The organism is Umezawaea tangerina (genome assembly GCF_003002815.1).
Taxonomy (GTDB): Bacteria; Actinomycetota; Actinomycetes; order Mycobacteriales; family Pseudonocardiaceae; genus Umezawaea; species Umezawaea tangerina.
This window is the reverse complement of record NZ_PVTF01000008.1, coordinates 355,134-375,101: the sequence shown is the minus strand read 5'-3', so window position 1 is coordinate 375,101 and position 19,968 is coordinate 355,134. Positions and strand designations below refer to the sequence as shown.

The following is a 19,968-nucleotide window of genomic DNA, read 5'->3' as shown; positions in this document are numbered from 1 at the left end:
CGGCGCCGGTCCTCGCCCCCGACGAGGACCGGCGCCGCAGGTCAGCCGACGTCGTCGAGCTCCACCGTGAGCGCGTCCTCCAGTCGACGGGCGACGGTGAACACGCCGTCCGCGGTGGGGCTGGTGAGGCACGCCCGCCACAGGCTGCTGAACCCGCCCATCCGCCAGTCCGGCCTGGTTCCCGCGGGCCAGCGGATGGCGAGGTCGCGCACACCTTCGATGGCACGGGCCCGGTCCTCGCCGTGGACGGCCCGCACCACCACGTCGCGCTGCGGGGAGGCGGGGCTGAGGAACAGCGAGGAGCACTCGAACCGCGGGTTGGCGTGCGGGCGCACGCCCAGCGCGATCCGGCCGAGGTCGGCGATCACGTCGTACCCGGCTGTCAGCTCCAGCTGCCGGGCCACCGATCCGCCGAGGCGGCCGTTGACCTCGATCACCCGCGGTCCGGCCGAGGTGAGCTTGAACTCGATGTGCGTCGCGCCGTGGCGCAGACCCAGCGCGCGGATGGCCGCGCTCGCGGCCTCCCGCAGGACTTCCTGCCGCTCATCGTCCAAAATGGATGGCAACAGGTGCCCGGTCTCGCGGAACGGCCTCGCCAACGGCGTCTTGTCGCTCACCGCGAGGTGGGTGATCTCCCCGTCGAAGACCAGCGACTCCACGCTCGCGTGGTCGCCGAAGCGCTCGTCCTGGTGCCACCGCTCGCCGACGAGCAGGCTTTCCAGCACCAGCAGGGGTTCCCTGCCGTACATCCGGGGGTCGTTGCGGTAGTGGTGCGCAGCCTCGTCCACCGCGGCCGCCAGTGCCTGCGCCGAGTCGACGAGCATGGTGGAGATGCTGCCGACGCCCACCGCCGGTTTGAGCACGGCGGGCAGCCCGACCTTGGCCAGTGCGACCGCCGGGTCCACGCCCGGCTCCAGCACCGCGGTCCGCGGTCCGGGCAGCCCGGCCGCGCTCAGCGCGTCGCGCTGCAGGTCCTTGCGCCGCAACAGCGACGCGCTGTGCGGTGAGTGGTAGGCGAGCCCGAGTCGTTCGGCCGCGAGTGCCACCTCGGTGAGCAGGTGCTCGTTCTGCGCGAAGACCCCGTCCGCGGACCACGAGCGGGCTGTGCGTTCGACGACCTCCGCCACGTCGTCGGGACGGTGGGCCGTCACCACTTCGACGGTGTCCGCCCGCGCGGCCAGCTCGCGTTCCTTCTGCGCGGCCAGATCGGGGAACGGTGGCGGCGAGTAGACCACCTTCAGCTCGGCCAGCGGAGCCAGCGACCTCAGGTAGTCGCGCGGCGAGGCCCCGCCCATCCCATCCACCACCAGCAGACGCGGCAAACCCATTGATCCCCCTGAATTCGTTGGTGGGAAAGAAGTTCCACGGTGTCGGTCGGTCGGATCCGACCTGCGCGACGAGCGCCCCCCGGTGTGCCATGATGCCAGAACAGGCGTCGTGGAGGGGCGGGCGACGAACACCGGGGGCTTGGCTTATGGGTGACGGGCACGTGCGCGGGCGGTCGGCATGACCGGGGTGGGCAGGCTGTGGCGGGCGTCCATCGGCAGCGACGTCTTCACGGACGGACCTCGGCGCAGGCTGGCGATCGGGTCGTTCGTCGACTCGCTCGGCTCCGGGCTGTTCCTGCCGGTGATGGTGCTGTTCTTCACCCGCAGCGCGGGACTCGACGTGGCCACGGTGGGGCTGGGCCTGACCTGCGGGGGCATCGCCTCGGTCGCCATGACGCCCCTGGCGGGGCGCGTGCTGGACCGGTACGACCCGCGGCTGGTCCTGGTCGCGTCGTACGCCCTCAGGACCGCCGTCTACCTGGCCTACCCGTTGGTGCACTCCGTCGGCGTCTTCGTCCCGCTCGTGTGCCTCGACCGGATCTCGTCGCAGGCCGCGCGTTCGGCGCGGACGATGGTGGTCGCGGGCATGGCGGGCGAGGAGGACCGGATCCGGATGCTGTCCGGGCTCAACGCGATCCGCAACCTCGCCGTCGGCATCGGCAACCTGGGGGCCACCGCGGCGATCGTCGTGGACAGCCGCGCCGCCTACCTCGCGGTCGTGTGGGCCAACGCGGTGTCCTACGTGGTGGGCGCGCTGCTCGTCAGGACGCTGCCCGCCGACGGTCACCACGTCGAGGCGGGGACGTCGGACCGCGGGGCGGACCGGAGGGTGTTGCGCGATCGGCGTTTCCTCCTGCTCGCCGCCCTCAACGCGGTGTTCCTCGCCGGGAACTCGGCGCTGCTGGTGGGTGTGCCCGTCTGGCTCACGACCCGGACCTCCGCTCCGGCGGCGCTCGTCGGGCTGCTGTTCGCCCTGAACACCGTGCTGATCGTGCTGCTGCAGGTCGGTCTCGGCCGGATGGCCAGGACCCTCGGTGGAGCGGGCCGGGCCTACCTGTTCAGCGGAGTGGCACTGCTGGTGGGCTGCGCGATGTTCGTGCTGGCGGCCGCGGGCGGCACGGCGGTGGCCGTGCTGTGCATGGTCGTCGGGGTGGTCGGTCTCACGATCGCCGAGATCTTCAGCTCGGCGGCGGGGTGGAGCGTTCCCCTCGCCCTCGCCCCGGACGGCAGGCGGGGTCGTTACCTGTCGGTCTTCGCCATCGGTGAGGGGTTCATGACCTTCGCCGGGCCCGCGGTCGTCACGCTCATCGTGGTCGGGAGCGAGTGGTCGGGCTGGATCGGGCTCGGGGTCGCGGCGGCGGTGGCCGGTGTGGCAGCCCGGTCGCTGTGCCGGACGCGGGCCACCGCACCGGTCGCGGGCGGCTGACGCGCCGAGGTCAGGTCGGCCGCGGGTACGGCCGGAACGGGACGGACAGCACGCGGTCCAGGTTCGCGAAGACCTTCTCCACGGCCAGCACGTACCGGTCCATCAGTTCCGGCTCCTGCACGTAGAGCGGCCGCCACATGGTGCCCAGGCTCAACCCGGTGGCGCAGATCCGCGAGGCCACCGGGAACGCGTCGGAGTCCCACGGGCGGGCGGGTTCGGCCTCGGTGTCCGGTCGCCACACCTGGGTGCGGCGGCGGAACACCGGCTGGGCGGGAACGGGCTGCGGCTGCCAGGTGCTCACCTCGACGCCTTCGGCTCGCAGCGCCCGCATGACGCCGTCGCGCAGGTCGCGCGGATCGCCGTCGAAGCCCAGCTCCTCGGGGTGCAGCAGCAGGTGGTACTTCCAGAAGGAGGACCCGCGGTCGTGGTGCACGTACGGCGTCTCGACGCCCGCCATCCCCCGCAGGCCGCCGCTCAGCCGTGCGGCGTTGTCCTGGGACCGGGTGTTGTGCTCGTCCAGCCTGCGGAGCTGGCTGCGGGCCAGCGCGCACACCATCTCCTGGCCGCGGTAGTTCCAGCCGACGCCGTGCGACCAGTACGGGCGCGGGGCGTCCGCGGGCACGTCCTCGCCGTAGAGGATCATCCGCCGCACCACGTGGTAGCGGTCCTCGTCGTCGGTGGTGAACAGCCCGCCCTCCCCCGCCGGGAGGTTCTTCGAGTGGTTGACGCTGGCTCCCGACGCCTCGCTGAGCGAGCCGGTCGTCCGGCCCCGGTAGCGGATGCCGTGGGCCTGCGAGTTGTCCTCCACCACCGGGACGCCGTGCCGTTCGGCGACGGCCGCGAGCTCGGCCATGTCGGCGGGCTGGCCGTGGGCGTGCACGGCCATGATCGCCTGGGTGCGGTCGGTGATCAGCGCTTCGACCAGTGTGCTGTCCAGGGTGAACGTGCGCGGGTCGACGTCGCAGAACACCGGCTCGGCGCCTTGGTGGATCGCGGCGAACGCCGAGGCGACGAAGGTGTAGGCGGGCACGATGACCTCGCCCCCAGGGCGTACCCCGACCGCGGCGAGGGCGGCGTGCAGGGACGACGTGCCCGCGTTGGTCGCCAGGCAGTAGCGGGCACCGGTGTAGGCGGCGTACTCCTCTTCCAGCGCCCGGATCTCCGGGGCGTTGGGGCCTGCCAGCACTCCGCGTTCCAGCACCGCGGCGACGGCTCGGCGGTCGGCGGGGGTGATCTCCGGCCACGGCCGGTGCTCGTCGGGGCCGATGAGGGCTCGGCCCCCGGTCACGGCGAGGTCGCTGGTGGTGGACATCCGGTCACCTCGTTCCCGTCATCAGAACCACCCGGCCGAGCGGTGCACGTCGAACGGCACATAGTCCGGGCGTTCGGGGTGCGGGATCGGCAGTGTCAGGTCGCCGAACGCCTTGGAGGGCAACAACACCGTCCCGTACCCCAGGCAGTGCACCTCGTCGCGCTGGTTGAGGCCGGTGATCTCCACGGCCACGGCGGCGTACCGCGCGGTCCGGCCGGCCGCGGTGGTCTTCTCCGCGACGTACTTGCGGATCACCCGACCCCGGTAGCAGACCGCGTCGCCGTAGAACACCGGCTTGCGCATCGAGGTGTACATCCGGTGCACGAACGCGAAGTCCCCCGCCCAGTTGGTGAGCAGGCGGATGGGCATCTGCGCGCGCTGGATGCCGAAGTCGAACGGCAAGGGCTCGCACCGGTACGGCGACAGGAACCTGTCCTCGTGCTCGTCCCAGGGCGAGTAGGGCCAGCCGGTCACCGGGTGCGTCCTGGCGAAGTCGGGGCTGGCCACGCCACGCCGGTAGGCGGGCCCGAACGCGCGCACCAGCCTGCTGCCGTCGAAGGCGGAGAGCAGCCCGTGGTCGATCGCCTGGTAGGTCAGCTCGTCGCGGGTGCTGTAGGGCGGCTGCACCAGGTCCGGCAGGGCGTCGCCCTCCCGCACGTCCTCCCAGTAAAGGCGTTCGGCGCCCCGCCACCTCTGACCGTCGAGCGCGGCGCGCAGGCGCGTGATCTCCGCGGCCGAGTACCGGTGCGGTTCGCGGTCGTAGAACAGCCGCTCGCGCAGGCGCTCGACCGGCATGACCCGTGTCGCGCCCATCTGCTCGACCGACATGTGGATCAGTCGCCCGTACGCCTTGCCCAGCAGCGCACCCGTGTTGTCCCAGTAGAAGGTCTCGGAGTGGTGCGAGATGGCCTTGCCCTGCCTGCCCCTCGTGACGACCAGCTCCCTCGGTGTCTTCGACGAGGTGAACCGCGTGCCCGGCCGCAGCACGTCGTAGAACTCCCAGGCGACACCGGACAGGAAGTTCGCCACCGGGTACCCCTGCGGCCGCTGCGCGCCGTGGTCGCCGGGGTAGCGGACGTGGATGAGCGCCGGTCCGGGGGCGATCTGGCTGCCCAGCCAGGAGCGCTCGCCGTGGGCCGGGTCGGTGTAGAGCGGGTTGTCCTCGCCGATCGCGTGCGCGTAGCGCCGGATCAGGTCCGAGGTCAGCATGAGCGCGCTGGGTACCGGCACCGCGGTGCGGTCGTAGGGTCCGGTGGGTGGTGGGAGGTCTTCCGGGCTTTCCGCGTCCAGCAGGTCCCTGCTGCGGTCGATGAACTCGGTCAGGGCTTCCTCGTGGGTCTGCATCAGGTCTCCGGCGGTGTGTCGCGGACGAGTCCGCCGCGGATGGGCAACCGGACCGGTTTGCCCGGATCCGGGAGGAGCACCACGGCGTGCGCGGTGATCACGGGTTCGTCCAGCTGGTCGCGGCCGTCCACTCGCAGGTGGACCGCGTGGTGGCGGCTACCGGCCTCGTCGGTCGCGGTGCAGCGGTCGGTGACGCTCCCGGTGAGGCGCAGGGCGTCGCCGTAGCGGAACGGCCGGTGCAGCCGCGCGCCCACCTGCCGGAGGAACCCGTCGTCGCCCATCCAGTGCGTCGCGTACTGGGTGGCGAGCGCGAAGAGGAGTCCGCCGGGCGCCTGCGGGCCGCCGGGGTCGGTGACCGCGGAGTCCAGTCCGGCTTCGGCGCGGTCCCAGACCGGCCACTGGGTGATCGGGTGCGTCGCCCGTCTGCCCGCCCGTTCGGCCAAGCGCTGGTGCACCAGGTTTCCCGCCCGCACCGGTCGTCCCTCCGCGAAGGTCCACACCATGAGGTCGGCCAGGGTCAGCGGTCCTTTCAGGATGGTCACGCCGATGTCGCCGACGGTCACGTCCTTCCAGAACCGGGGTGTCGTGCCCCTGGGTGGCGGCTCGGTGTCCAGTTCGTGCTTCATCCGGTCGATCTCGGCGGGGTCGTAGCGCCTCAGCGGCCGGATCGGGGGCAGGTCGGCGATCGGTACCAGGTCGACCTGCGCCTGGGCTCGCGCGATCCGCTCGCCGTCCCGCTGGTAGTCCACTGTGGACGTCACCGTCGCCTTCGGGCGGCCTGCTGCGGTGAGCTCCGCGGTGACGCCGGTGACGTGGATCCGCCCGGTCAGGTGGCGGTCGCCGAGCCGGACGACGTCGTCCCAGGTCACGGTCACCGCGGCGAGGTCGGTGGCGAGCTGGTGGTCCACCTGGTCCGCGGCGCCCGCCGAGCCCGGCATCCTCACCGCGAGCACGAACGCCGGTGGCGCGAGCATGGAGTGGTGGGACGACCCGGCTCCGTGCTCCGGGTCGGTGTAGAGCGGGTTCTCGTCGCCCAGCGCCTCGGCGAACCGCGTGACGTTGAGCCAGCTGGCCACGTCCACGCCCGGTTCGACGTCAGGGGCCAGGAAGCCGACCAGCTCCTCGCCCGCCCGCACCACCCGGTCGACGTCGGTCGGCACCGCTTCCTCGGCGGTGCGGTCGTGCTGCACGACCCTGGTCATCCCCGTGTTCCTCCCGGTCGGTCAGTCATGGTGCGCCACCGGCCTCCAGCACGGCGGTGAGCGCGGCGTAGTCGGTCTTGCCCGAACTGGTCCTCGGCAGCGGGTCGACGTCCAGCACGCGGATGTACCGGGTGGGCACACCGACCAGCTCGCGTGCGTGCAGGGACAGCTCACCGCCTGCCCGTCCGCCTGCCGTGGCCAGGACCAGCCGCCCGTCCACCTCCAGGGCCGCGACCCGGCCGTGCCGGGCCAGCAGCGCCTCCAGCTCGTCCAGGTTCACCCGCTTGCCCGCCAGCTTGGCCACTCGGCGTTTGCGGCCGACCACCGAGTAGAAGCCCTCGTCGTCGACCCGGGCCAGGTCACCGGTGGCCAGCACTCCCCTGTTCACGTCGCCCGCGGCCAGGTCCTCGCGCCCCTTCGCGTAGCCCAGCATCACGTTCGGGCCGCGGTAGAGCAGTTCACCGTCCGGGGCCAGGGTCAGCTCGCCCTGCGGGACGGGTACACCGATGCGGTCCGGTTTGTCGAGCACCCGCTCGGGCGGGAGGTACGCGATCCTCGCGGTGGCCTCGGTCTGGCCGTACATCACCACCAGCCGGGCGCCGCGGTCGGCGGCCCATCGGCCGAAGCGCACGACGTGGTCGGGTTCCATCCGCCCTCCCGCCTGGGTCAGCGTCCGCAGGCTCGGGAGGGACTGGTTCTCGAAGCCGATCCGGGAGAGCAGGTCGTAGGTGTGGGGCACACCCGCCAGCGAGGTGCAGGCGTTGTCCCGCACGACTTCCCAGAACCGGGGGCGCACGGGGCTGGTCCCGGGGAAGACGACCGCCGCTCCGGCGAGCAGGTGGGAGTTGAGCACCGACAGGCCGTAGGAGTAGTGCAGCGGGAGGTTCTGCACGGCGCGTTCGCCGCCGTCGATGGTCAGCGCCTGCATGATCTGCGCGGCGTTGGCGTCGACGTTGTCCCGGCTGAGCCGCACGTACTTGGGCGTACCCGTGCTGCCCGACGTCCCCAGCAGGACCGCGGTCGGGTCCGCCACCGGGCCGCTGGAGCCCTGGAGCCGTTCGGTCCGCTCGCCGTCGAGCACGAAGTCGGGCCGGTAGGCCGTGATCAGCCGATCGGTCGTGGCCGGGTCGGCGGAGGCGTCGAGCATCAGCGCGGTGTGGCCCGCGGCCAGTGCGGCGAGGTAGCCGATGGCCGTGTCCGGATCCGTCCGGCACAGGCAGGCCACCACGGACTTGCGCCGGGAGGCCAGTTCGTCGGCTCGCGACAGGACGTCCGCGGCGAGCTCGGCGTAGGTCCACCTCCGGCCCGACGGCGCGTCGACGAACGCGGTACCCGATGGTGGGTTCCCCAGCCACCACAGCAGGTTCTGCCTCATGGCACGACGGGGACGACGGCCTTGAGCACGGCCGCGGCGGACGCGTAGCTGTCGATGGCCATCACGTCGTCCTCGGACAGCTCGACGGCGAAGGCTTCTTCGATCGTGGTGACCAGGGACATGTGCCCCAGGGAGTCCCAGTGCGGATGCCCGCCGAAGGTCAACGCGGTCGCGTCGGCATCGGCGGGCAGGTCGAGGCCCGCGCGGAAGGCAGCGGTCAATCGGTCTTCGAAAGCGGTGGAATCCGTCAACGACATCAGGTACCAACCCCCACAGGTGAACCGGCCCCCGCCGACCGCATCCCGTCGGTCGGCTCCGGTGATCCGCCGGGGCGTTCCGCGGGGAGATCACCGTCGGCCCGCCTCGACACGGCCGAAGGTATTCGGCGCCGTCGTGGTGGGCAAGGCTGGTGTTCAACCGGGTACGAGCGCCGGATGAACACGGGCTCAGCGCGGCTGTTCCCGAACGGCGGAGGCGAAGAACCCCTTGACCGCGGCGATGATCCGGTCCACGTCCTCGTCGTCCAGGCCGGGCCAGACCGGGATGGCGAGGTTGCGGTTCCCGACCGCTTCGGCGTTGGGGAACCGCGCCCGCCCCGCGAATCGCGCGAAGGCCGGTTGCCGCGGGAGCGGGACCGGGTAGTAGACGTGCGTGCCGATCCCCTGCTCCCGCAGGTGCGCGGCGAGGTCGTCGCGGCGGTCGGTCAGCAGCGCGTACACGTGGCAGAACCGACCCGGCGCGGGCTCGGCGGCGGGCAACGTGAGCAGTCCCGCCTCGACCAGCGGTGCGAACGCGTCGGTGTAGCGGCGCGCGATCTCGGCCTTGCGGCGCATCCGCGCGGTGAACCCGCGTCGCCGTCGCAGGAGGAACCGCGCGGTCATCTCGTCCATCCCGCCGCTCCAGCCGTCCGGTCGGTCGCCGTCGCGCGACGCCCGGCACCTCGCGGCGACACCGTCGTCGTCGGTGACGACGACACCCCCTTCGCCGATCCCGCCGAGCGGTTTGAACTGCGCGTGGGAGAACACTCCCGCGTCACCCCACCGACCGGCCGCCTTCCCGTCCAGGGCCGCGCCGTAGGCCACCGCGGCGTCCTCCACCAGCGTCAGTCCGCGGTCGTGGGCCATCGTCCGGAACGCGGGCATGTCGGCCATGGTGGCGAAGATGTGCGTGGGGACGACCGCGGTGGTCCGGGAGGTCACCGCGGTCTCGGCGGCGGCCGGGTCGAGGACGAGCGTCCGCGGGTCGACGTCGGCGAAGACGGGGACCCCTCCCAAGCCCACGACCATGCCCGCGATCGGTTGGCAGCCGAAGGCGGGCACGACGACCTCGGCGCCGGGTTCGACGCCGACGGCGGCCAGGGCCAGCGCGAGCGCGCTGGACCCGGTCGCGCACGCGATGGCGTACCGGGCACCGGTCTCCCGGCTGATCTCTTCTTCCAGCTCGGTGACGGCCGGGCCGAGCACGAACCGCTGCGCGGGATCGAGGCCGATCCGCCGGATCATCTCCAGCGTGGCCTCCCGCTCCTGTTCGAACGCCGCGGGCGGGAAGAACGGGAGGGGCCTCATCCTCGTCCCCCTTCGCAGAACAGGGCGACGGCGGCGCACACGTGGTCGACGTCGGCCGTGGCGAGGTCCGGGTGCACCGGTAGCGCCAACGTCCGCGCGGAGGCCGCTTCCGCCGCGGGGTACGTGCCCGGCGAGCCTCCGGTCAGCAGGTGCAGCGGGACCGGGCAGGGGATCGCGGTCTGGACGCCCGCCCGCGCCAGGTGGTCGGCCAAGGCGTCCCGGCGGTCGACCTCCAGCACGTAGGTGGGCCACACCTGGTCGTCGGTCGTGAGGGGCACGTCCACGCCGGGGAGCCCGGCCAGTCGTCCGGTGTAGCGGGCGGCGACCGCGCGGCGCCGGGCGATCGCGTGGTCGAGCGAGGCGAGCCTGGTCAAGAGGACCGCCGCCTGGATCTCGTCCATCTTGCTGTTCACCCCGACCACCGCGGCCGAGCCGGACACCTCGGACGGTCGGCCGGGGACCTCCCCGGTCCTGCCGTGGTGCCGCAGCAGGAGGCACCTCCGCGCCAGTTCGGCGTCGTCGGTGATGACCATCCCCGCGTCACCGAGCGCGCCGAGGGTGTTCCACGGGGCGAAGGACAGCGCTCCAGCGGCGCCGCCGAGTCCTGAATGGACTCCTTCGGCCCGCGCCCCCATGGCCTGCATGGTGTCCTCGACCACCGCCACGCCCGCCTCGTCGGTGATCCTCCGCAACGCCACCACGTCCACCGGCCGGGCGAACACGTGCACCGGCACCACCGCCTTGGTGCGCTCCGAGAGTCGAGCCGCGACGGCGTCCGGTGCCAGCGTGCCGGAAACCGCGTCCACATCGGCGAACACGGGTGTGGCACGAGTGCGGAGGACCGCCGCCACCGACGACCGGGGACCGAAGGCGGGCACGACCACCTCGTCGCCCTCCCCGACTCCCGCGGCCCGCAGCGCCAGGTGCAGGGCGTCCGCACCGGAGCTCACCCCGACCGCGTACCGCGCACCCGTGTACCGCCCGACCGCCTCCTCCAGTTCGAGGGTCAGCTCACCGTGGGCGAACCGGTCGTTGTCGAACACGCGGCGCACCCGCCCGGCGATGTCCGGCCACTCGTCGCGGAACGAGGCACGACCGTCGAACCACGGCACACGCCATTCGGTGTCAACTGCAGGACCGGACATCGACATCCCCCCGTGCCTCCCTTGCGCCACCGCACTGGAGCACGCACCGACCCGTCCACGCAACGGACCACCTCGCCCACCCGATCGAGCCCCAGGTGCGCCCGGCTGCAACGAAGGACGCGCGGCTTGTCGGATCGGTCAGGATGCTGTTCCGGACCTTCGCGAGCGGGCGTACTCGGCAGGTGTTTGGCCGTACTGCTTCTTGAAGGCACGGATGAAGTGACTGCTGTCGGTGAAGTGCCAATGAGCAGCGAGCTGGGAGACGCTCAACCGCGTGAACGGAGTGTTGAGCACATTCCGAGCTCGTTCCAGTCGCTGGTGGCGGATGTAGGCGGTCACCGACTCCCCCGCCACGGCGAAAGCCCGCTGAAGGGTTCGGGGGGAGACGTGGAGTTCACGTGCGAGCATCGTCGTGGACAATTCGGGATCAGCCAGACGACGGTCCACGATGCCCTTCGCGGCCTGAGCCAGCGCAGGAGCCAATAGTGGTTCCACGTCATCGAACCGACCGAGCAACACCGCTCCGGCCAATTCCACCAGGACGTTGTAGGCGGTACGCACACCGACCGGACTGAGACCGGACATGTTCTCCTGGAGCATGTTCGTGTGGGCGAGCAGCAGACGCAGCTCGGCCGAGTCCGCCGGCCCGGAGGCGCTGCGCCCTCGCAGTAGAGGTGCCAGCGCCGGAGTGGGCAGGTAGAGAATCGACGCCGTGGTGCGCGGCGTCGTCTCGAAGCTCGGCGCCTGCCCGAAATGACGAAAGAAGAACTGGCCCGCCGAAACGTCGTGCTCGTCGAGATCGCGGAGCCCACCCAATGTCCACGTCCCGCGCCGCACCACGTACAGCCGCACCAGGTCCTCGTCGCAGCCAGGGACACCTGCGGTCCGAACGGCCGATACGCCGTGCAGGTTGACGCTCGCGACGTCGTGAATCCTGAAGCCCCTGCTCCTGACTTGGAAGTCGTTCATCGAATCGCGCGTGAAGGCCGGAAGTTGAAATCTTTTGCCGAACTGCGCACCCCATTCGCGTCGAAAATCATCCAGTCCGCTAATTGTGGTCCCGAAAGAAAAATGGGGTGAAGAACCGACACCGAGCGAAGCATCGACCTGCACAGCGACATCGTTCATCGCCGGTCAGCCCATCCCGACTTCGATGATTCGAAGCACTGGTACCGCACGGTGCCCCACACCAAGCTCCTCACCCTCGACTACCGGTCAGGAACCGCAATGCTATTCGCACCCAAGCCCGCACGAAAGCCGAACTCGCGATGTGGCACGTATATGTCATATTAGCGGCATTTCGGTTGCGCGCAGACCCGACCGACATGCCGAGCGCACACTACAATAGAATCGACCAGTCGAAGGCGAAATATTGCAGAGGGCGCAATAGCCCATTTCAGCAAGGGGTTGCGAGGCTTCTGCCGTCCGATGTCGCGGTTCTTGCATAACACGGCATCGTCAAAGGGATTCCTGGTGAGCGGTCACCAATGCGGACCGGCAGCACCGAGGACGTGATTGCACCGGTGGCACCGCTGTAGCGGTCGCGGGTGGCGTTGACCAGCGGCGTCGTCGATGGCGGCACACAAGGCCGTCGGAGGGCCGGACCTGCGCCGGGTGCGGCACTTCCAGCACGACAGGTGGTCGTGGGACGCTCTCCGACCGGAACTCGGTCCTGGTCGAGCCGGTCCCCGACCAGAGGCCGCCGACCTCAATTCCGAGGCGACGGCGTCCTCGGGTCGCGTCGGCCGGGTTCGCCGGGCTTTCATCGCAGAACTACCGTTGGCGACCACATCCGTCATGCGGTCGCCGAAAAGGACCGGCCACCGGACCGACGGGGTCCGGTGGCGCGCCAGTGTGCTGGTTCAGATGTCCTCGACGAGCCGGAATCCGACCGCGTACATGTACCGGTCCCGGTACCAGCCGTGTCGGCGCCGGCACCGGGCGAGGTCGCCGAACCTCGTGAAGCTCCCGCCCCGTGCGACCCTGTACTGCGGGTCGCCGGAAGTGAGGTCGTCGGCCACGGCCACACCACCGGGGTAGGGCGCATAGCTGTCGGCGACGATCTCCTCGACGTTGCCCGCCAGGTCATCCAGTCCGAACGGGCTTCGCCCCATCGGGTACATCCCCACCGGTGTCGTGGTCAACGGCCCGGCCTCGACGGTGTTGGCGGCATCGGGCCGGAACTCCGCACCCCACGGGTAGGCCCGGTCATCACCGCCGCACGCGGCGTACTCCCACTCCGCCTCGGTGGGCAACCGCAGAGCCCGCCCCAACCGCCGGGACGACCAGTCGGCGAACGCCTCGGCCCCGGTCTCGCTCACCGTCCACACAGGATGGTTGGCGCGCTCGTGGGGGTAGGCGCCGAACTGCCACGACGTCGGTACCGGCCAATGCCCGGTGTCCGACAGGAAGCGGTGGTATTCGAGGTTCGTGACGGGGAAGCGCATCATCCGGAATGGTGCGACCTCCACCTCGTGCCGCGGGCACTCCTTGACGATCCAGTCGCGTTGCACGCCGTACGGCCCCCAGCGCCGCAGGACGGCGTCGACTTCCTCCTCGGGGAGTCCGATCGCTGTGGCACCGCCGGGGATGTCCACCATCGCCGGGTCGTCGGGCCGGATCCTCGGGTCACCGAGCAAGGCCAGGAGCTGGCCGGCGAAGTACCGGCGGGATGTCTCCACCGACTCCGACTCCACGATCCCGACGAGTTCGTCCGCGGGCAGCGGCACCAGTTCTGCCAGGTGACCGGCGCTGTCCGCGGGCACGCGGGTGACCAGCCGATGCGGCAGGCCCATCGCCACCCGGTCGTCGGCGTCGTGCGGGTCCACCAGCACCGCTTGGTCCTCGATCGTCATACCGTCCTCGGAATCTCGTAGACCTGGCCGTCGTACGAGCTGGCCAGGAAAGCGTCCCTCGCGGAGGAGAACGTCATCGCGGAAATACCGGCCGCCGTCGGGCGGTCGATGGCGAGCAGGCCGCGGGTACGGGGATCGTAACGGGCGATGTGGCCGTCGTAGCTGCCGATCGCGACGACGTCCCCGTCCGCCGACGCGGCCACGCAGCGGATGGAACGACGGATGGGCAGCCGGATCGTCGTGCACTCGTATTCCGGTGTCCAGGTGCGCAGCGTCAGGTCCCGGCCCACGGTGGCGAAGTGACCGGCGTCGAACGCGACGCAGCCGTTGGCGACCCGCTCGTGGGCTTCCTCGATCCGGTGCAGCTCGCTGAAGTCGGTGATGCGGTGCCAGGCGATCGACTGGTCGGAGCTCGTGGAGAACAGGACGTCCCCCGACGTGACAAGCCCTTTGATCGCACTGGTGTGCAGCTTGAGGTCCTCGACGTGGACGAGGGTGCTTCCCTCCCAGCGGAACACGAGCGCCTCACCGGCGTACGACCCGATGGCGACGTGCTCGCTGCCGTCCTTGGTGAACGTGGTGCCGCAGTTCAACGGCGAGTGGTGCCGATGCAGCACTCGACCGTCGGTCGCGTCCACCACCGTCCCCAGTTGCCCGCCGGTGAGGATGGTCGGGCCTGTGGGGAGGACGAAGTTGCACAGGCTGCCCGTTTCGGAGATGGGCACCCCGTCGCGGTACACCACCCCCGAGTCGCCCACTGTGATCACGTGGTCGTCCCAGACGCACAACCCGTTGATGCCATGGGTCGGCGGGACCTCTTCGGCCAGCCACTCCTGGCGTTCGTAGTCGTAGGTCCGGTACTTGCTGCCGAACGTGCCGAACACGAGCTTCGACTCCCCGGCGAACGCGCTGGAACGAGGCCACACGTCAACGGGGAAGGTCGTCTCGGCGATGTTCTTGGGTATCGTCTCCGAGATGTCCCACAACCGCATGGTCGAGTCGTAGCTGAGGCTGACGAGCAGGTCTCGATCGGCTTTCAGCAGCAGCCGCTTGACACCGGCCTCGTGTGCCGGAACCTGCGCCGTCCCCTGCTCGGAGATCACGACGATCTCGCCTCTGTCGTTCCCCGCGTAGAGGACGTTGCGCGAGACCGCGGTGGCGTCGGTCTGCTCCACCCCGTCGAGCCCGACGTCTTCGACCAGTGCGCCCGTCGCCATGGACCAGCGCTTGATCTCACCGCCGTCGCTGGAGGAGATCAGTTCGTCGCCGTCGTCGACCCATTCGACGGAGACCACGTCGGCCCTGTGCCCCTTGAACTCGCGGAGCAGCTTTCCGGAGAAGTCGTGCACGCGTGCGACGAAGTCGCGCGAGGCGGTGGCCACCCACTCACGGGTCGGGTGGAACACCGCCATCTCGACGTCGTCCTCGGCGCCCCTGAACACGGTCAGCAGGTCGAGTTCGGGTACCGACCAGAGGCGGGCGGTGTAGTCGCTGGACGACGTGACCAGGTATCGGCCATCCGGGCTGAACGCGCACTGGTTGACCAGGTGGTCGTGCATCGACCTGGACAGTGCCCGCCCGGTGGCCTGGTCCCAGAGGACGACCTGGTTGTCGTAGCCCGCGGTGGCGACGTAGCGGTCGGCGTAGGCCGCGATCCCGCTGATCGGGCCGTGGTGTTCGATCACTTCTCGCACATCCCTTCGTGCACGGTCAGGACAGGGACTCCATTCCCGGCAGCAGGTGCCCTGACTGGGCGGCCTTGTCTGCCAGGTAAGCGCGGTTGTCGGGAGTGAGGTACACGCCAGTGCGTTCCTGCGCCACGATGCTGATCCCGTTCTCCTCCAGCTGTCGACACTTGTCCGGGTTGTTGGTCAGCAGGCGAACCCGTTCGACGCCGAGAGCCCGCAGCATCTCCGCGGCGGCACCGTAGTCGCGTTCGTCGCGACCGCGGCCGAGCAGTTCGTTGGCGCGGAAGGTGTCGATGTCGTGGTCTTGCAAGGAATAGGCGTCGATCTTGTTGTACAGACCGATGCCACGCCCCTCCTGTCGCATGTACAGCAGCACACCGTCCTCGGCGGCCAGGCGGCGCAGGGCCTCGTCCAGCTGCGCGCCGCAGTCGCAGCGCGTCGAGGCGAACACGTCGCCGGTCAGGCACTCGCTGTGCAGGCGCACCAGCGCCTCGGGTCGCGGTTCGCCGAAGACGCACGCGAAGTGCTCCAACCCGTCGTAGATGCCGGTGAAGGTGACGAGCTCGGCGACCCGTCCGCCGGCGCGTTGCATCCGGACTTTCACATGGGACCTGATCGCAGCCATTCAACCTCCTGATTCTCGCTGCTGCCGCACACGGAGCGCGGACCCGCGCAGCGCCGCCAGTCCTACGCAGCACAAGGTGCCGAGGACCGCGAAAGTCGCGGTGCTGCCGAAGCTCTGCTGCAGCGGGACCACCAGCAGCGGTCCGAGCACGAACGGCACCCCGCTGATCAGCCGCACCAGACCTGAGGCCCGGCCCAGCGTCTCCTGCGGCAACGATTGGACGATCAGCATCGAAACCGCCGAACCGCAGCTCCCGTTGCAGAACTGGAACACCACGAGTGCCGCGACGCTGACCACCGTCACCTCGCTCCCGGCACCGAAGGAGCCCGCGGCGAGGCCCGCGGCGGACACGGTCAGCAGGCGGCCGGGATCGAATCGGCGCCGTTCGGAGACGAACAGGGCACCGGCGAGGCCGCCCAGGTTGACCACGACGAACACCGTGCTGACCGCGTCGGCCGAGACGTGCGCCTCGTTCCGCAGGTGGAAGGTCGCCAGCGTCGGCACCACGGCCGACGTCACGAACTGCAGCGGGATCAGCGCGAGTGTCGCCGCCAACAAGACCGGCCGGTCGCGAATCGCGGACCAGCCGTTCAGCACGGTCGCCCGGAACCCTTCGGACCTGCTGCTCCCCGGCCTTCCCTTCGGGTGCACGCCCAGCATCCACACCACCACGGGGGCCAGGAAAGTCGCGGTGTTGACCCAGATCAGCCCGGTGTACCCGATCGACCCGACCAGCACGGCCACCAGTGCGGGACCGGCGATGGTGGTGCCCACGTACAGGCTCGAGAGAGTTCCGCGGGCACGGACCGGGCAGCCGGGGAACATCTGCGGGACCCCGGTCATCCACCCCACCCGATAAGCGCTCCCCCCCAGCTGCACCAGCGCTGCGAGGACCGCGAGCAGTGGGATCGACGGCTGGTCGCCCCGCAACGCGACCAGGTTGACCATCGCCGCCGCGAACAGTTGCAGTGCCAGCCCCGGCAGCACCAGGCAACGCGGCCCCCAGCGGTCGGCGGCCGCCCCGAAAACCGGGCCCAGCAAAAGGGTCGCCGGGGTGAACGCCGCCAACACGCCCATCAGGCCCAGCGAGCCGGTCAGCTGGTAGGCCAACAACGGCATGGCGAGGTCGTAGGCTCCTTCACCGACGTTGTTGAGCGCGTTGCCGAGCGCGAAGATCCGGAACCGCGGGTCTTTCCACGGCGAGGGCTCGGAAGAGTGGTCCGGCGTCGTCATCACGCGACGCGGCGCTCAGTGGTCCCGGACCGTGCTGACCGGGATGCGCGTCGAACCTGGATCGGCGTGCCGCGGCAGGTAGATGTCGCGGCCGGCGAGGACGGTGCCGTCCTTGGCCAATCGGTAGGTGCGCAGGAAACCCGATCGGCCCCCGACCACGAGGTGCGATCCGTTCTCGTCGGTGAGAACCGTGATCGCCTTGGGGATGTCCGGTAGGTCTTCCAAGATGCCGATCAGCTCGCCCGAGGCGTAGTCGTACGCGCCCAACTGCTGGTCGTAGGTGACGATGTACATCCTCGCGTCGTCGACGACCGCCGCGTTCTCGCAGGTGTTCGACAACGCCTCGCCCCAGATCGCGCGCACGCTGTTCGTGGCGAGGTCGAGCTGCTGCACACCACCGGCGCCGCTGACCATGAGTTCGCCGTCGTGCAGCCACATCCGCTTCGGGTAGTCGATGAGCTCGACTTCGGCGGTGATCCGACTTCCGGCGTCGAACACGCACACCTTTCCGCTGTGCGTGCCCAGGACGGCGTCGCCGTTCGGCAGGTAGCAGCTGGCCCACAAGGGGTTGTCGGAGATCGACAGGCTCCGCAGGACGTCGCCGGTCTCCAGGTCCAGTTCGAAACCGCCGTTGTTCGTCGCCGCGAGAACGGTCCGGAAGTCCGGGGCGACCGAGATCGTGTGGATCAGTCCGTCGAACCGCTTCTCCCAGGCGATCCCGTCCGGGCCCGAGCGGAGGATGAACTGCTGTCGGGTGGCGGCGACCCATCCTCCCGGCACGGGGACGACTCGGCGCACAAAACCGCGGTCGAGCTCTTCGCTCTCCTGCACGACGAGTGCGGGGCCCGAGACGTCGGAGGCGGTGAACTTCGCGCGCGTCACGCCGTGATCGGTGGCCAGCAGCAGGACGCGCTCGTCCTCAACGGTGGGCTGCATGTCCCAGACCGCCTGCCTGCGGAACGGGTGCCGGTCGCGAATCTCGCCCGACTCGGTGAACGTGCGCAGTTCGCCGTCCTGGGTGAGGACGGTGACGGCCCCGTCCTCACCGACCACCAGGTCGCTGATCTGGTGGGAGAAGGGGCCGTAGGTCCGCGCGATCTTCAGCTCGGGTGTCCGGTTGTCGAACTGGTGCACGACGCCGTCGAAACCACCGACGTAGACGGACGTGCCGTCACGAGACAGCTCCATGCACTCCACGTCGTCGGAGGCGAAGAGGTTGTTCTGGTCGAGCTCACCGGACCTCGTGATGGTGACGACCCCGTTCGCGACCTTTCGCGAGTCCCCGATGCCGCTGTCCTGGGTGACCCAGAACCGGTCGAACGCCCGGTCGTAGCGCACGCGGTGGAGATTGCTCTCGGCGTCGATCTGGACCACCGTGGGGAACTCGAGTGTGTCCAGGTCCCCGAGGAACAGTCGCCCGAGCTTGTCCGACAAGGCGTGCAGCCCATCGGCCTCGGTGCAGATCCACTCTATGGGCGCGTCACCGGTGGGGGACTCGCGCAGCTCCCGCACCCGGAGGCCGACCAGGTCGAGGACGGCGAGTTGGAGGTAGCCGGTGCTGGTGTAGACCTTGTCCCCCCAGATGGCGATCCCACGCGCGAGCGTGAGCGAGGGTTCCTCTTCCTCGGGCAACGAGCTGTCGCGCAACGCGGCGCTGTGCAGGTAGTCCAGCATGTCGAGGCTGTCCGCGTCCCAGCGCGCGATGTTGCCGAGCCGGTCTTTGCCGACGACCGACGTGCCGTCGGTGACCAGTGCGTAGAACGGTTGCCTGCCCGGTGAGTCGATCGAGGACTGCCGTAACGTCAGGTCGTGGTCGAGCCGGTGGATGTGGCCGGCGACGTCGGCCACGAAGAAGCCATTTCCGGGATATTCGATGACACGGACGATCCTGGCCTTGCTTTCCATTTTTGCCCACCACTTCCGACTCAGGAAGAGAAACGAGACCGAGGGGCGTCGCGGGAAGAAGTAGCGGCTCCCCGCGACGCCCTTTCGGTTTAATTACCGCGCTCGACGGGTGAAGCGGCGCACGGGCTTGCGCATACGAAACACCTCCTCTCCGACTGGAGCACCGACCCGCTGGAAAGATGGGCCGGGAATCAGCTCTCGACGTGTGGGCGAGCGAGCCTGACCACAGCACTCCTCAGCCCAGGCCGAGACACCTGGATGGTCAGTCCGGAAACAGCGATGCCTTCCGGGACCTCTATTTCGGCGAGCAGATCGCCGTACTCGTCGCACGGATACCCGCCCAGTTCGACGGTGGTGCCGTCGAGGGCGTCGAGCCGGATCCCGAACGGCAGGTCGTCGTCCACCGGGCCGGTCGCGCACACCCGGACGGTCCGGCCCCCCGACAGGAGCCCGGCGGCCGCGACCACGGCCACACGCTCGACCGGGATGCCGAGGTGGTACATCCCGTCATGCTTGACCAGCGGCGCAGGCTCAGGAACGGTCTCGTGCCAGTCCACCACCTCGCCGACGACCTGACGGTACTGCGGCAGGTCCAGCTCGGCGACGGCCACGCATTCGAAGGCCGCCACTCCCCCGGCGACCCAGGGAACCTCCACGGAGGAGCCGGGCTCGAAACGCAGGCCCGACGTCGTGGACTTGTCCACGTCCCGCCCGGAAAATCCACCGACGAAATCGACGAGATCGGCTTGCCCGCTCGAAGCCAGCGTAACGGTGAAGGAATCACCTAGTCCGACCAGTTCGGCGGTCCAGTTCTTCTCGTTGATGACCACTGCGATGTGCGGCGGCTCACGTGCGACAAAATAGGTCCATTCGGCGGCCATGACATTGGTGCACCCCGATCCGCGAGTGACGACCAAACCAACCGTACTGGTGGCCTTCTTCCAGGGCTGCAACGGGAACATGGA

The 19,968-nt window shown here is 69.9% G+C and carries 16 protein-coding genes; 1 reads left to right on the top strand and 15 read right to left on the bottom strand.

Features of this window, described 5'->3' with window-relative positions:
* Positions 1-41: 41 nt before the first annotated feature.
* Positions 42-1,328 carry an ATP-grasp domain-containing protein gene (locus tag CLV43_RS27165; RefSeq protein WP_106190275.1) on the bottom strand — a complete coding sequence of 429 codons (1,287 nt, stop codon included), beginning with the start codon at positions 1,326-1,328 and terminating at the stop codon, positions 42-44.
* A 178-nt stretch (positions 1,329-1,506) separates the two neighbouring features.
* On the opposite strand from CLV43_RS27165, the gene CLV43_RS27160 reads away from it, so the two are divergent.
* Positions 1,507-2,754 carry an MFS transporter gene (locus CLV43_RS27160; protein WP_106190273.1) on the top strand — a complete coding sequence of 416 codons (1,248 nt, stop codon included), beginning with the start codon at positions 1,507-1,509 and terminating at the stop codon, positions 2,752-2,754.
* A 10-nt stretch (positions 2,755-2,764) separates the two neighbouring features.
* Here CLV43_RS27160 and CLV43_RS27155 read toward each other — a convergent pair whose 3' ends face one another.
* The 14 genes from CLV43_RS27155 to CLV43_RS27090 all read right to left on the bottom strand — a co-directional run bounded on the left by CLV43_RS27155 (position 2,765) and on the right by CLV43_RS27090 (position 19,965).
* Positions 2,765-4,066 carry a DegT/DnrJ/EryC1/StrS family aminotransferase gene (locus tag CLV43_RS27155; RefSeq protein ID WP_106190272.1) on the bottom strand — a complete coding sequence of 434 codons (1,302 nt, stop codon included), beginning with the start codon at positions 4,064-4,066 and terminating at the stop codon, positions 2,765-2,767.
* A gap of 21 nt (positions 4,067-4,087) precedes the next feature.
* Positions 4,088-5,410 (bottom strand): FAS1-like dehydratase domain-containing protein, encoded by a 1,323-nt coding sequence (locus tag CLV43_RS27150; RefSeq protein WP_106190270.1) that lies wholly within the window; start codon positions 5,408-5,410, stop codon positions 4,088-4,090.
* Complete coding sequence (locus tag CLV43_RS27145) at positions 5,410-6,612, bottom strand: FAS1-like dehydratase domain-containing protein (RefSeq protein WP_106190269.1); 1,203 nt, start codon at positions 6,610-6,612, stop codon at positions 5,410-5,412. Before CLV43_RS27145 ends, CLV43_RS27150 begins: the two co-directional genes overlap by 1 nt.
* A 25-nt stretch (positions 6,613-6,637) precedes the next feature.
* Positions 6,638-7,987 carry an AMP-binding protein gene (locus tag CLV43_RS27140; protein ID WP_106190267.1) on the bottom strand — a complete coding sequence of 450 codons (1,350 nt, stop codon included), beginning with the start codon at positions 7,985-7,987 and terminating at the stop codon, positions 6,638-6,640.
* Positions 7,984-8,208 (bottom strand): acyl carrier protein, encoded by a 225-nt coding sequence (locus tag CLV43_RS27135; RefSeq protein WP_106190266.1) that lies wholly within the window; start codon positions 8,206-8,208, stop codon positions 7,984-7,986. The genes CLV43_RS27140 and CLV43_RS27135 overlap by 4 nt, the downstream gene beginning before the upstream one ends.
* Before the next feature lie 225 nt (positions 8,209-8,433).
* Entirely contained in the window at positions 8,434-9,552 is a 1,119-nt protein-coding gene (locus tag CLV43_RS27130; RefSeq protein WP_106190264.1) for a DegT/DnrJ/EryC1/StrS family aminotransferase, read from the bottom strand.
* Entirely contained in the window at positions 9,549-10,664 is a 1,116-nt protein-coding gene (locus tag CLV43_RS27125) for a DegT/DnrJ/EryC1/StrS family aminotransferase (RefSeq protein WP_170156026.1), read from the bottom strand. The genes CLV43_RS27130 and CLV43_RS27125 overlap by 4 nt, the downstream gene beginning before the upstream one ends.
* 171 nt (positions 10,665-10,835) lie before the next feature.
* On the bottom strand, positions 10,836-11,825 hold the full coding sequence (locus CLV43_RS48590; protein ID WP_211304573.1) for a helix-turn-helix domain-containing protein: 990 nt from the start codon (positions 11,823-11,825) through the stop codon (positions 10,836-10,838).
* 734 nt (positions 11,826-12,559) lie between these two features.
* On the bottom strand, positions 12,560-13,552 hold the full coding sequence (locus CLV43_RS27115; protein WP_106190261.1) for a formylglycine-generating enzyme family protein: 993 nt from the start codon (positions 13,550-13,552) through the stop codon (positions 12,560-12,562).
* The gene (locus CLV43_RS27110; protein ID WP_106190259.1) at positions 13,549-15,237 is read right to left on the bottom strand and encodes a WD40 repeat domain-containing protein; all 1,689 of its coding nucleotides are present in this window, start codon (positions 15,235-15,237) and stop codon (positions 13,549-13,551) included. Before CLV43_RS27110 ends, CLV43_RS27115 begins: the two co-directional genes overlap by 4 nt.
* Before the next feature lie 25 nt (positions 15,238-15,262).
* Complete coding sequence (ribA, locus tag CLV43_RS27105) at positions 15,263-15,865, bottom strand: GTP cyclohydrolase II RibA (protein WP_106190257.1); 603 nt, start codon at positions 15,863-15,865, stop codon at positions 15,263-15,265.
* Positions 15,866-17,098, bottom strand: coding sequence for an MFS transporter (locus CLV43_RS27100; protein WP_106190256.1), 1,233 nt, complete (start codon positions 17,096-17,098; stop codon positions 15,866-15,868).
* 15 nt (positions 17,099-17,113) lie between these two features.
* The gene (locus tag CLV43_RS27095; RefSeq protein WP_106190254.1) at positions 17,114-18,946 is read right to left on the bottom strand and encodes a PQQ-binding-like beta-propeller repeat protein; all 1,833 of its coding nucleotides are present in this window, start codon (positions 18,944-18,946) and stop codon (positions 17,114-17,116) included.
* Positions 18,947-19,194: 248 nt separating this feature from the next.
* Complete coding sequence (locus CLV43_RS27090) at positions 19,195-19,965, bottom strand: flavin reductase family protein (protein ID WP_170156025.1); 771 nt, start codon at positions 19,963-19,965, stop codon at positions 19,195-19,197.
* Positions 19,966-19,968 lie beyond the last annotated feature (3 nt).

Bases quoted from the DNA above. Each gene is read 5' to 3' on its own strand.
- CLV43_RS48590 (WP_211304573.1), bottom strand. From the start codon at position 11,825: ATGAACGATGTCGCTGTGCAGGTCGATGCTTCGCTCGGTGTCGGTTCT.
- CLV43_RS27145 (WP_106190269.1), bottom strand. From the start codon at position 6,612: ATGACCAGGGTCGTGCAGCACGACCGCACCGCCGAGGAAGCGGTGCCG.
- CLV43_RS27140 (WP_106190267.1), bottom strand. From the start codon at position 7,987: ATGAGGCAGAACCTGCTGTGGTGGCTGGGGAACCCACCATCGGGTACC.
- CLV43_RS27100 (WP_106190256.1), bottom strand. From the start codon at position 17,098: ATGACGACGCCGGACCACTCTTCCGAGCCCTCGCCGTGGAAAGACCCG.
- CLV43_RS27090 (WP_170156025.1), bottom strand. From the start codon at position 19,965: ATGTTCCCGTTGCAGCCCTGGAAGAAGGCCACCAGTACGGTTGGTTTG.
- CLV43_RS27160 (WP_106190273.1), top strand. From the start codon at position 1,507: ATGACCGGGGTGGGCAGGCTGTGGCGGGCGTCCATCGGCAGCGACGTC.
- CLV43_RS27155 (WP_106190272.1), bottom strand. From the start codon at position 4,066: ATGTCCACCACCAGCGACCTCGCCGTGACCGGGGGCCGAGCCCTCATC.
- CLV43_RS27165 (WP_106190275.1), bottom strand. From the start codon at position 1,328: ATGGGTTTGCCGCGTCTGCTGGTGGTGGATGGGATGGGCGGGGCCTCG.
- CLV43_RS27115 (WP_106190261.1), bottom strand. From the start codon at position 13,552: ATGACGATCGAGGACCAAGCGGTGCTGGTGGACCCGCACGACGCCGAC.
- CLV43_RS27150 (WP_106190270.1), bottom strand. From the start codon at position 5,410: ATGCAGACCCACGAGGAAGCCCTGACCGAGTTCATCGACCGCAGCAGG.
- CLV43_RS27130 (WP_106190264.1), bottom strand. From the start codon at position 9,552: ATGAGGCCCCTCCCGTTCTTCCCGCCCGCGGCGTTCGAACAGGAGCGG.
- ribA (WP_106190257.1), bottom strand. From the start codon at position 15,865: ATGGCTGCGATCAGGTCCCATGTGAAAGTCCGGATGCAACGCGCCGGC.